At 64.2% G+C, this 11765-nt stretch carries 13 protein-coding genes; 4 read left to right on the top strand and 9 right to left on the bottom strand.

Features of this window, described 5'->3' with window-relative positions; translation table 11 throughout:
• Window positions 1-270: four-helix bundle copper-binding protein (locus FF100_RS35925; RefSeq protein WP_139040778.1), on the bottom strand; the 270-nt coding region annotated here is incomplete at its 3' end.
• Window positions 271-785: 515 nt separating this feature from the next.
• Here FF100_RS35925 and FF100_RS35915 point away from each other — a divergent pair.
• The gene (locus tag FF100_RS35915) at window positions 786-1397 is read left to right on the top strand and encodes a hypothetical protein (protein ID WP_246102771.1); all 612 of its coding nucleotides are present in this window, start codon (window positions 786-788) and stop codon (window positions 1395-1397) included.
• Between the two features lie 625 nt (window positions 1398-2022).
• Window positions 2023-2259: a hypothetical protein gene (locus FF100_RS35910; RefSeq protein ID WP_139040775.1), complete on the top strand. Its 237-nt coding sequence runs from the start codon at window positions 2023-2025 to the stop codon at window positions 2257-2259.
• A gap of 129 nt (window positions 2260-2388) precedes the next feature.
• Here FF100_RS35910 and FF100_RS35905 read toward each other — a convergent pair whose 3' ends face one another.
• A complete protein-coding gene (locus FF100_RS35905) occupies window positions 2389-3552 on the bottom strand; it encodes a helix-turn-helix domain-containing protein (RefSeq protein WP_139040774.1) in 1164 nt (387 codons plus the stop codon).
• A 265-nt stretch (window positions 3553-3817) separates the two neighbouring features.
• Between FF100_RS35905 and FF100_RS35900 the strand changes: the two genes are divergently transcribed.
• The gene (locus tag FF100_RS35900; protein ID WP_139040773.1) at window positions 3818-4528 is read left to right on the top strand and encodes a Crp/Fnr family transcriptional regulator; all 711 of its coding nucleotides are present in this window, start codon (window positions 3818-3820) and stop codon (window positions 4526-4528) included.
• Window positions 4529-4606: 78 nt separating this feature from the next.
• Here the strand turns inward: FF100_RS35900 and FF100_RS37470 are convergent, their stop codons facing one another.
• The 7 genes from FF100_RS37470 to FF100_RS35860 all read right to left on the bottom strand — a co-directional run bounded on the left by FF100_RS37470 (window position 4607) and on the right by FF100_RS35860 (window position 10332).
• Entirely contained in the window at window positions 4607-4762 is a 156-nt protein-coding gene (locus FF100_RS37470) for a hypothetical protein (RefSeq protein ID WP_171070473.1), read from the bottom strand.
• A gap of 977 nt (window positions 4763-5739) precedes the next feature.
• On the bottom strand, window positions 5740-6672 hold the full coding sequence (locus FF100_RS35885; RefSeq protein WP_139040771.1) for a YsnF/AvaK domain-containing protein: 933 nt from the start codon (window positions 6670-6672) through the stop codon (window positions 5740-5742).
• On the bottom strand, window positions 6669-7148 hold the full coding sequence (locus FF100_RS35880) for a YsnF/AvaK domain-containing protein (protein ID WP_139040770.1): 480 nt from the start codon (window positions 7146-7148) through the stop codon (window positions 6669-6671). Before FF100_RS35880 ends, FF100_RS35885 begins: the two co-directional genes overlap by 4 nt.
• Entirely contained in the window at window positions 7145-8119 is a 975-nt protein-coding gene (locus FF100_RS35875) for a F0F1 ATP synthase subunit B family protein (RefSeq protein WP_139040769.1), read from the bottom strand. The genes FF100_RS35880 and FF100_RS35875 overlap by 4 nt, the downstream gene beginning before the upstream one ends.
• A gap of 48 nt (window positions 8120-8167) precedes the next feature.
• Window positions 8168-8428 (bottom strand): GlsB/YeaQ/YmgE family stress response membrane protein, encoded by a 261-nt coding sequence (locus tag FF100_RS35870; RefSeq protein ID WP_139040768.1) that lies wholly within the window; start codon window positions 8426-8428, stop codon window positions 8168-8170.
• 102 nt (window positions 8429-8530) lie between these two features.
• Entirely contained in the window at window positions 8531-8710 is a 180-nt protein-coding gene (locus FF100_RS35865; protein WP_139040767.1) for a hypothetical protein, read from the bottom strand.
• A 122-nt stretch (window positions 8711-8832) separates the two neighbouring features.
• Entirely contained in the window at window positions 8833-10332 is a 1500-nt protein-coding gene (locus FF100_RS35860; RefSeq protein WP_139040766.1) for a helix-turn-helix transcriptional regulator, read from the bottom strand.
• A 690-nt stretch (window positions 10333-11022) separates the two neighbouring features.
• Between FF100_RS35860 and FF100_RS35855 the strand changes: the two genes are divergently transcribed.
• Window positions 11023-11640 carry a hypothetical protein gene (locus FF100_RS35855; protein WP_139040765.1) on the top strand — a complete coding sequence of 206 codons (618 nt, stop codon included), beginning with the start codon at window positions 11023-11025 and terminating at the stop codon, window positions 11638-11640.
• Window positions 11641-11765 lie beyond the last annotated feature (125 nt).

Genomic DNA, 11765 nt, shown 5'->3' with positions numbered 1-11765 from the left:
CATGTCGCCGACCTCCTCACACGACGCGGCGCAGGCCGCGCAGACCTCGGCGCATGCGCTGCACTGGTGCTTGTGCAGAGCGGTGCCGATCAGCATGAGGTGGGCGCTCGATCGGCAACTCTCAGCGCAAGCCATCATCAGGCGGAAGTGTTCGGGCTCGACGTGCTTGCCGCCGGTCTCCAAGCAATGCGTGGAGGCCATGCTCAGGCAGGTCTGGTAGCAACGCAGGCACTCGTCGATGCAGGCTTGCATGTCGGGATTTGTCGGCATGGATAACTCCGAAGTGTTGTAGCCTGAGTGATGCCGGCAACAGCGATCGGAAAAAATCACTCACGTTGGTATGGCCACACTGGATGGCGAGCCAGCGTGACCTTTACGCCCAGTACCGCTGCGCGCTCTGGTACGAACAGCGTCTGCCAATCAGGCATCAAGATCTCCGCAACGCTCAACCGTCTCGGATTTCCGGATCCTGCCATCGCGTAGACAGGCGCTCGCGGGTAAGCTGCGGCCTGCTGAAGAACGCACCACGAGGCGGCAGCATGCGATGTCTAGCCCCGTCCGTCACAGCTGCCTGCGGGCTCTCCTTGGCGGGCGCACTGGCATTCCTGAGTGCGGCCGCGGCACAGGATGAGCCAATTACCCTGGCGGACGATCCCTTCGAGGTCACAGACCCACATGCGACGCCACCTGGCGAGGCGGCCTACTCCATCGTCGGGTCATACGAACGAGCCGCGACAGGCCGCGTGCGGAGCACCTGGGGCGCAGAGACCGAGCTGAGTTACGGCGTGGCACCCAACCTCGACGTGCGCATTGGGCAGACGGGTGCGTACGGCAACCTCGACGTACGGCGCCGCCTTGGAACAGCGTCGACCGAAGTGGGTGGAGACGGCTCGGAGCAGACGCGTGCAGCTCTCGGCGGAACGACCCGGCTGGGTGCGCTCTACCAGCTGACGGACGAGAGCATCTCCATGCCAATCGTCGGCCTACTCGGCCGCGTGCGCTCCCTCTACGGACCGGGTGGCACGGCCTACGAGACCGAAGCTACAGCCCTCTTCGGCAAGACACTTGTCGGCGGTGCGCGTCCGCTCGGCGTAAGTCTGAACGTCGGTACCGTCTATCGCTTCGATCCGGCACCCGGTGAGCGAACGACACGCTATCTCGTCAATGCCTCAGCTGGACAAGCTCTGGCGCGCGACACGGCTTTGGTCGTCACCTACGCGCGCGAGCAACAAGAGAAGGCTCAGCCCGACTACAGCCTAGTGCAGGTGGGCGTGCGTCATCGCCTGAGAGATCAACGTGCGATCCTCGGAGTTGCTATCGGCTTTGGGCTCAACCGGAACACGCCGCAGTTCCAGTTCGCCCTCGCCGTTCAATGGGAACTTGGCGCCTCGAACTAGGCAGGTGCATGTTACTCGGGGTGCACACCCGTGGCTCCGAGAGGCGCCATGAGCCAACATTGGGTCGGCAAGTGCCGAACCGCCGCTCCCGACCCACACCAACCATGCCCGTTCTCAGCCCGAGACCATCGCAGCCGGCCGGAGCATTCCGGGCACGGGATCTCGCCTTCGTCGCCCGGCTCGGCGGAAATCGCCCTCAGAGTGTCCCTAACGGCGTTTCGGGGGTCGGGCAGGGTATTAACCGACCGGAAAGCGCTAGAAAACGCCTCCAGGGCCTCCGCTGTGGATTGCTGGCCCGTCCCATGCGCTCGGGTAGACATCTGAGTGTTCGATCATGAGATGAATGGCACGGCACGCGACAAGGTTCTACGAAGGCTGAATGCCGCGCCCGACATGTCGCATGCCCTATCAGTGCCGTGCTGGAGGCCGAGGAGGGCCTTGCCGCTTATGCGGCGCCGAAGCGATTGCGCTGCGTGCCGTTCAACTGCATGAGCGGATCGCAGCCAATAAGGCCGAAGGCCGCTCCCTCTACGCGCAACGCGATCCGCTGCAGGCTGGACGGCATTCAAGCCGAAGGGAAGAATGACACGCGCTCGATTTAATCGAGGCGCGGTCGTAGGGTGGCATGATGATCGCCACCAACTCTCTCGCCGACCCCTTGCCGCTCGTCGCTGCGCTGGCTGAGGAACTCGCATTCGCGGTGACCTCCGACCTTATGGCCGAGCAGTATCGGAGGCCGAGCCCGGCACTCGACCAGCTCGCGGCTGCCAAAGCCTTCCTCGATCGGCATCAGCACCCGATAGGGCCGAACGCGCAGGAGGCGATTGAGATCGCCACAGCGCAAGGCGGACTACCGAGCTAGCTACCGAAAGCACGGCCGAAGCTCCAGCGCGAGCTCACATCACCCGTCCCTCTGGCCTCCTCGCGATGTCGGCGTTGAGGTTTGCAGGTGCCGTGAGGTGCTGCGAGCGTAAACAGCGAAGCTCCAACCTCAGGTGGCGACCTGGCTTCCCAGGTGCAAGTAGCCGGGTTCGAACTCGGCCAATGCCCGCAGGCCTGGATCATCGAGAATTCTCAGGTGGTTGCCCACGAGTTCGATCAGTCCTCGCTGCCGCAAGGTCTGGAGAGCGCGGTTCACATGCACCGTCGAGAGCCCAGTCGTGTCCGCCAGATCCGATTGCGTGGGCGCCAGGGCATAGCTGCTCTTGCGACCGTGGCCGACTGCGTGGAGCCGCGCCAGAAGCTCGCACATGAGATGGGCGACGCGCTCCACGGCCGAGCGGCGGCCCACATTCATCAGCCACTCGCGTAAGGTGGCCTCGTCCACAAGGGTCGAGATCCGTAACGCGCGAGTGATGTTCGGGCGGTTGTGCAGCAGGTCAGCTAATATCTCAGGCGCGAGGCGCACGACCTTGCAGGCGCTGAGCGTGGTGATTGTGTGATCCATTGTGTCGAGCAGGGTGACGTCGAGATCACCGGTGTCGCCCGGCACGAGGTAGGCGGAGATCTGGCGTGCACCGCCGACGCGTTGCTTGTGGCGGCAGGCCATACCCTCCAGGATAAGGATCACTCCGTCCGGCCTATCACCCGCACGGGCAAGATCGGTGCCCGGCGCGACGATGGTTGGCGCCGCGGTGATCCGTTCGAGCGCGGTGCGGTCCTCGTCTGACAGGGCCGTGAAGCCCTCCAGCTTCCGGATCAGCGGATGACGGCTTCCTGCAAAGGCGTCGCTCAGCCGACCAAACGTGACGGGCTCGGCGCTGAGCACCGCGGGTTCGAGCGCGGGGATCGCTCGGGTTAGCTCGCCCAAGACTGCGACCACATCCCTCGGCATGGCTGGCTTACCCAACCAAGGCACACCCTGAAACTCACTGGCCAACGGCTCATCCGGCCGGCAGGCGGAATGAACGATAAAGGGCACACCCTGCTTGCGCAGTTCGCGAGCCAGGGCCGTACAGGGACCATCCTTGAGCATGACGTCGACAATCGCGAGCGTAGGCGTCTCCCGCTCCATCAGGCTCAAGGTCTCCACCGCTGTCGCGAGCGGCCCGAGTACGCGGTAGCCCGCTTGCTCGAGCGCATCGGACAGGTCCATGCCGATCAGGAAATCGTCCTCGATCAGGAGGACGAGGGGCTGCGGGTCGGGATATGACATGCCTGCTCCGGGGGCTGAGCCGTTCGGCCCTTCGCCGACGCGCCGTTGCCGAAAAAGCATATAGCCCACGATTAAAGGCGACATAAGGCATCATCGAAACTCGGTACCAAAGCGGACATTTCTTCTTTGTACGGTACCGTACCCTTCTCAATTTCCTTGAACCGAGATGATGGGCATCCCAAATACGGTCTGTCGTCTGCCGATTTGTTCGGGCGTGGACGCTTGGGAGACCGCGCGTGCTCTTGCCCCAACCCGGAGCAGAGCCGTGTCTCAGCCTCAGCAAGCAAGCGTTCGCAACCGCCTTCTCCAGGTGCTCCCACCCGACGACTTCACCCGCCTCGCCCCGCACCTCGACGCTCAGCCGATCAAGCTGCGTGAGGTTCTGATCCCGGCCGACGAGCCGATCAGCCACGCCTACTTCATCGAGGAAGGGCTTTGCTCGATTATCGGCCACACGGCTGAGGGTCGGCTGGAGATCGGCACCGTCGGCTATGACGGCTTCGTCGGCACGCCTCTAGTGCTCGGAACCGACCGGACGCCGCACGTCTCGATGGTGCAGGGTGAGGGCATGGCTCTGCGCATACCAGCCGCTGCTTTGCGTGCCGCCTTCGACGAGAGTGCAACCATGCGAGGGGTACTCGGTCGCTACGTACAGAGCTTGATCGTGCAAGTGGGTCAGACCGTTTATGCCAATGCTGAACTCAACATCGAGGGCCGTCTGGCACGCTGGATCCTGATGATCCACGACCGTCTGCAGAAGGATGAGATGCCGCTGACACACGACTTTCTGGCGTTGATACTGGGTGTACGTCGGCCCGGTGTGACGACGTCAGTACACATTCTGGAGGGTGCTGGCATGATCAAGGCCATGCGGGGGCGTGTTCGCGTGCTCGACCGCGAGAAGATGATGGACCTGGCGGGCGATACCTACGGCGTGGCTGAGGCCGAGTACGAGCGCCTGCTGGCCGAGGCATGAAGAGGGCTGTCCAGGCCGCATGCGGATGAGGCTTCAGCCGACCTGCGACCCTGCCCCTCGGCAGAGCTTTGCGACGGTTCAGGGAAGTTCGTCAGCAGAACCTTCGTTGGCAGCTCGCTCGGCCTCAACGATCGCCTGAGCAATCCTGGCCACGAGGTCTTGCTTGGCATCATTGATGACTGCCTGATTTCCGCTCGTCACGACGGCAACGAGCTTCGAGCCCTCGTTATCCATGATCGCTCGCGCGGTGCGGATGGCATCTGCATGGGGTTCGTGAGGGCGAGGCAAGTTCTAACCCTTCTCGGAGTGAGGGCACCATCCTGGCTCCATCGACTGGCTCGTGCGTTGTCGTCATACAACGCTGGCAGGGACGCATGTCGAGCATCAGTGAGATCACCACCGAGCAACGGAAGGCACTCGCGGCGGCTGGCGAAGAGGCCCTGCGAGAGTCACTGCTCAAGCTTTTGCCATCTCAGCGTCAGGCGTTCTGGTTTGCGGTCTGCCGCTGCTACGGCAGGACGTATGAGCCAGCGGCCCCGTTTCGCACGAAGCAATGCGCATCATGACCTGCTTCAGCGAGACCGCAGCTCAAGATCGCTCGCGAGGGCCTCGCGGCCTGCTCCGGTGATACGAACTGCTACCCCATCAGGGTCGTGATCGGCCCACCCGCGTGCCACGAGGCTGGGCACGAACAGATCGTCATCTAGAACCAGCTTCGCTGTATCGCTAAGCTCGTACAGCGTGACCCATCCGTCAATCTTTTCAAGACAGCTTAACAAACGGCACTGTTCATTTGTCATGGCAAAATCCACCTCATGCGAACATATTTTCTGCAACTCACTTCAGGGGATATAGATGGTGTATCAGCCGCTTGTTTTCCAAAAAATGCGGAAACATTGACCTAGGATAATTTACATCTTTAATTTATGCTTCATGTGAACCATATCATCGGTGGATTAGGGACAGGTGCCGATGGCTGGGAGAGCCGCGGGCTTCCACCTGCAAACGCAAGAGGGAGTCACAATGGCTCTCGCACCGAACCACTCCACGAACATGCTCATCCGCAAGCTGGAGGGCATTGCGCGTCTTTCCGATGACGAGCGGCAGGCCATCGAACGCCTGCCCATCACGGTCAGGCCTGTTCCTAGACAACAGGAGGAGGAGCGAACCGATGGACGGGAACGGCGCGGGGCCGTTCCCGCCTGCGTGTCTTAGACGGGTTTGCGTGTGTCCGTCCCGCTCGATCCGGTACGGCTGACATTGCCCCGCTCGTCCTCGACCTCGACCTCGGTCCGGCGCACCTTATCGGTGACGGTCTCGGTGTGCTGGGTCGCATCCTTGCGAACCCCGATCTCCTCGACGACGCGGGCATCCTTCGACACCACCGCCTGCTCGTGCATCTCGGTGGCCTCGATGGTCCGCTCGGCAAACAGCGCCTCGTCGGCCGCCGTCACCGGGCGATCCACGGCACGGCGGTCGACGTGCACGGTCTCGTCACGCAACGTGACCTGCTCCTCGACTGGTGTCTCGACGACGTAGGATCGGATCCGCACACGGCCGTGCTCGGCCACCCGCTTGCCGACGTTGAGCCGTTCCTCGACCACCGGGATGTAATCCGTGCCGGTTGCCGCTCCTGCAGAAGCCTGACGCTCACTGGCCGCGTAAGCCGCCGTGCCGCCGGTCGAGGCGACCTCGCCAGCGACCGCCGTCGTGGTCGGGTTGCGAACGGCACCGGTGGTCGCGGTCGCGCCGGATGCCGCTCCGGCGTCGTAGCCGCTCCAGCCTTCCTTGCGCCAGGTCGCCTCGCGCTGGTCGAGGTCGACCGAGCCGTGCTCCTCCAGGATGTCGTAGGCGGTCTCGGCGTGAGCTTGATCGACCGAGACGCTCAGCATTGTGCCGCCGCGGCTCAGGCCCTCGCTGTAGGCGTAGCGGTCCTCCTCCGGCATGAAGGCGTCCTTGAGCGAGGCCCAGAAGCCGCCTTCGTCCCGGGTGTGGTCGTAACCCTTGCTCGTGCCGCTCTGGGTGGTCTGAGTGCCGGCGAGCAGCTTGATCGAGGCCTGCGGGATGCCGGCGGCCACGAGCTTGCCTTGCGCAGCCTGAGCGTCGGCCGGGTTGTCGTACATGGCTGTAATGGTCTGGGTCACGGGGTCTTCTCCTGTTGGGGAACTTCGCTGGCATGCCCGTCGGCGGACACGCGTTCGACCACAGCGTGCTGCCTGCGCAGCGTCACCGGAATTTCGACCACTTCGCCCAAGGTGGTCTGGCGGATGTGCACCTCCTCCTTGAGGACGAGGCGCTTCTCGACGACGAGGACCTCCTCCAGGACTGGGATGATGGTCACCCCGTTCTCCGTCCTGGTGGTTGGGGCGACCTCGCCCGCGGCGATGACCCGGTCGATGGGCACCCGGGTCACGCCGACTGCGTCGCTGCGCAGGGTCTCACGCAGCATTTCCTCTGTCGTCTCGGTCCGGGTCTGCACCCGAACCCGGCCTTTCTCGACCATCCGCTTCTCGATGCGGGCGGTCTCCTCGACGAGCTGGATCGTCTCGGTGTCTCCCGCCGCGGGCTGGACCGGCGTCCCGAGCCCCAGGGGATCGATCACGGTCGGATCGGTGCTCATGCGCGGCGCTGTCCAACCGGCACGCCGGCCGTCCGCGTGATGGTCGGGTCAACCGCGGCGCCGCGACCGGCGAAGAAGGCGGCGAGCGCGCCGAGGATCAGCGCCAGGGCACCGTAGAGCGCGGCCTGAGAAGCCGTACGAGCCGTGGCATCGGCTGCCTGCTTGGCCTGCTCCTTAGCCTTGGCCGTCGTGTCCTTAAACTGCTGGATGTATTGCTGGACCTGGGTCCGGGCCTGATCGACCGGGATGTTCTGCGCCCTGGCGAGAGCCTGCGCTGCCTTCTCGGTGGCTTGAGCCTGCTGGGCGTCGTCACCTGTGACCGCGGCGCGCATGGCGCTGACGGCAGCATCCTTGAGTGCGGCCGGATCCTGGCCATTGGCGCCGCTGCGAACTTGGCTCTCGATGCTGGCGAACGGATCGGAGATCTTGCTCAGCGATGGAGCGGCAGTCTGCGCCACGGTCTGGATCGAGCCACCGGCCGCCCTGCCGAGGCCGCCGACTGCGCCGGATGCGGTGTTGAAGGCACCGCCCACCAGGCCGCTCACCGCCGAGGAGAGCATGTAGAAGATCACCAAGGTCGCGACCGCCCAGGAGATCAGGCCGTGGTAGCCGGCGGTGGAGTTCGAGGGCTTGCCCGATAGACGCCCGGCAAGGTAGCCGCCGGCAGCCGAGGCGAGGATGCCGGAGATCACCCACCAGAGACCTGCACCCAAACCAAGCGAGCTCGCCGCCGGTGTTCCATCCCCGGTGGGATCCACCGTTGAGAGGCCGATGCCGAGGCCGAGCATGTTCAGGATGACCTGCAGCACCAGAGCGGCTGCGGCGCCAGCAAACACAGCGCCCCAGGAGATCTGATTGAGTGCGACGGTGCGTAGGTCCTCGGCCGGGGTAATCGGGCTGGTCTGCGGAAGGTCGCGCTCATGAAGAGTGCTATCACGTGAGCCACGTGCGGGATCTGAGATGGTAGGCATGATAACTCCGAGAGTTGATGCGTAGTGGCGAAGATGACGAGGCGTCGTTCATACGACCCCACGGCGCCCGACCAGAGCGTGATAAAGCCAGAGCACGACGACAGCGCCGACGATAGCAACGAGCAGACTGTAGAGGTTGAGTCCGGTGACCCCGGGCTCGCCGAACTGATTGAACAGGAAGCCACCGACTACCGCGCCGACCACGCCGAGCAGGATATCGACGACAAGGCCCTGGCCGGTGTTGTTGACGATCCGGCTCGCGATGAAGCCGGCGATTAGGCCGAGCACGATCCAGGCGAGAAATGACATGGGTTTAGCTCCAACTCGTTGCGCGCTGTCGCACCTGCTCAGCCGGACGCACGCCGCAAGCGGGTCGGGATCGGGCGAGCGTGATTGCGTTGACCAGCGATCTCAGGCAGGCGGCCTGATCCGCTTCGGTTTCTGCGTTGCCTGGGCACGCACCGCTTCGATAGCGGCGATCTCGACCGTAGCCTCGGCTTCGACCCGGGCATCTCCGAAGACGATGCCAATGGCCTGCTTGATCAGGGCACGTGCGTGGTCATCCGACAGAACCTTGCAGCCCTGGCCCATTCCCAACACCCCGCATTTTATCTTTTAATTATTTCTGAAATGCCCGTATCGAGCAGAGCTGCTGCAGTCACAAGCAGGCCAAATACGCGATGTTCCGCGAACGTATATATTAATTTTTTACATCAGTTCGTTTGGTGTTTTCGACCCAGTTTCGTGGCTTTCCCGGCTCCTCCCGCGGGCGCCGACCCGATGCCGCGTTCCCTGGCCCAGACCACCACCGCGCTGCGGCGGTTGACGCCGATCTTGCGGTACAGGCTGGCGAGGTGATTGCGCACCGTGCTCAACGACAGACCGAGCTCGGCTGCGATCTCCGGGTCCGTAGCACCCTTACAGATGCCCTCAAGCAAGTCGTGCTCGCGCCGCGTGAGCTTCTCGACGAGAGCTGCCGGCTTTCCGGGCGGCGATGGGTTCCGCATCAGGGCGAGCTTCTCGATGACACCGTGACTGAACCAGGAGGCGTCCGCCATCACCGTTTCGATGGCGGCGATCAGCTCCGTCTCCGTGCGCTTGCGGGCGGTGATGTCCTGGATCGCGCATAGAACGAAGGTTCCGCCATTGATCCGCACCGGCTCGGCCGAGACCAGGCAGTCGAGGATCTCCCCATCTTGGGTACGCAGACGTGCCTCGAAACCCCGAACCCCCTCTGATCTCTTCAGGGTGCGCTTGAACCTGGCCTGCTCCGCCTCGTCTACCCAGAGTCTCGATGCGACCGCGCCTGAGTTGTCGCCGGGCCCACCGAACATCGTGGCGAACGCCTCGTTGATGTCCGAGGCCACCAAGCTGTCCGTGCTGAGCAGGGCAGTCGGGACCGGGTTGAGCTGGAAGGCCTTGGCGAAGCGCTCCTCGCTGAGCTTGAGTTCCACCTCGGCTTTGCGGCGGTCTTCCAAGTCGGCGAAGGTGAACAGCATGCACGGCTCGCCGCCCGGCATCCGTATCGGATGGCCGGCCACGATGACGTACTTCTCGCTATCCGCAGGAACGTTCAGGCAAGCCTCCATCTGAGGGATGGTGCGGCCGGCATGCAGGTTCTCGACCGCGAGGCTTCGACCCTCGACGTGGGTGAGGAGATCGATCTCACAGAAGGACCGGCCTAGCACTTGCTCGCGGGTATAGCCGGATAGGTCGAGGAACCCTTGGTTGACCTTGACGTAGCGCAGGTCGGCCACGCGGCAGACCAAGGCTGGCGCGGGGTTGGCCTGGAACATGTCCTCGAAGCGCGCCTCCGCCTCGTAGCGGTCGCTCACGTCCTGTATCACCAGCGCGAGGCCTGTGGGCCGCGCGCTGCCGTCCATGGTGACCAGCGAGCGGATGCGGTGTACCCAGCGGCGGCGTGGATCGCGGAAGTTGTGTACCTCGACGTCGGTGTCCCGGAACGCTTCACCGGCCAGGAGGCGCTCGACCGGGGGCTGCAGCGGGCCGACTTCGGGGTGGCTGCGGTAGTCCACCATGAAGTTGCGCCGGTACTCGGCCACAGTCTCGCCGAGTTCGCTCAGACCGGCCACACCGTGCATCGCGAGCACAGCCTCATTGGCGTAGGAGATGGTCTGATCCGGCTCGATCAGGATCACGCCCTCGGAGAGGCCTGCCACGACCTGCCGCATCCGGTCCTCGTTGCGTGCCATGCCGGGCCTCCGCTTCCTTCACGGACAACGCCGTTGGGTGCGCGAAAGTCGCGCGGCAACACGAGGGGCCGGGGGAGCCGAGAAGTAATCGGGCGGCGGGAGATCCGAGGCACAGCTGAGCTATCAGCGCGCGAATCATCAGGGAGCTGTACGTACAGCCTTAGTCGGAGATGTGGCGGCGAGGCGGGTGACCTTGTTTATGCCGTGCTCACGAACCCAATTCGAGCTACTTAAGGACAGTGCCCGCCTGACCGCGTTCCCTTGGACCCGAGCATTGAGCGGTTCCTGGCGCACAGGGCGGGCCGGTTTGGGGACCCAGGCAGCGGACTGCATCGGCTTACACTGCGTCCGTGCCGAACTTCCCAATTCGACTGAGCCGACGACGCCCCCCCTTCCCCCCCACGTAGTCATGTGCGGGTGTGAGGTCGGCCGGCGGCGCTGCCGCGTTAGGCAAAGTTGGGAGTGCGGAGGCGCCGCGTCGACGGAACTTTGCCGCACGTCGCCGGGAACCGACCCAAGAAATTCGCTTTCTAGTAATCAATCGCCTGCTTGTCGGCCTATGCCCCCTACCTGGACTTAAGCGAGCATCGTCTCGTGCCGAGCGCATCAGGCCGCACATGCTTTCCGCGATCCCAATTCCGGGGCCGGTAGGAGACTCCTCATGCCCCCCACAATCTGCGGCCGGTCCGGATGCAGCTCGTCCGGATCAGGGAACGGTTCACCATGCACCCTCTCGTACCCGTCGCGTTCCTCTCCGTGTTGTTCCTGGTCCCGGCAGCGGCGCAGGACGCAGGCGGCCTCCCGCCGCCGGAGGCGACTGGACGACCCGCTGCGGGAAAACCGGCGAACCTATGCCGGGAACTGGTCGTCTTCGTCCACCAACCAGACGCGGCGCAGAACGCGGACGCACCCCCAGCGCAACTCGCGACCGCCGTCTCTGCCAAGAAGGAGAGTGCCGAGACCGCGAAGCCGCACGAGGGCGGGGGACAGGTTCAGCAAAACTCCGGGTTAAGCGGTCAGATCACCACGTCCGGCCCCGGCGCAGCAGGGCCGCAAGGCGACGCTCAGAACAAGGGCGCGCCGGCCGGCTCGACGGCCACTGCGGCCGCGGGCACGCCTGCCATGCCACCGGTCAAGCCGACGCTGGAGAACGTCCAGGAGGTCGAGAAGGCGAGCGCCGAAAATAACCTCAGGGGCTGCCGCGCGGCCGCCCAGAGGATGCGCAAGGCGGGTGTCATGATGCCGTCCCCGTTGCTTGCCCTGTCGGCTATGGACCCGAAACTTCTGGAAGCTGCCGGGCAGCCCTGATCCTAGCACTACTTTGGCAGGTTGCTCTTAAGGTGGCTGGTTGAGGGCGGCATCACAATGCGGGCACCGCTGCGGCGATGGCCGGCTGAGATGGTCGAGGATGGCTTGGCGGATGGCCGGCATCG

The organism is Methylobacterium terricola (assembly GCF_006151805.1).
Classification (GTDB): Bacteria; Pseudomonadota; Alphaproteobacteria; order Rhizobiales; family Beijerinckiaceae; genus Methylobacterium; species Methylobacterium terricola.
The sequence above is the reverse complement of the archived record's forward strand: the minus strand, read 5'-3'. Positions and strand labels throughout refer to the sequence as shown.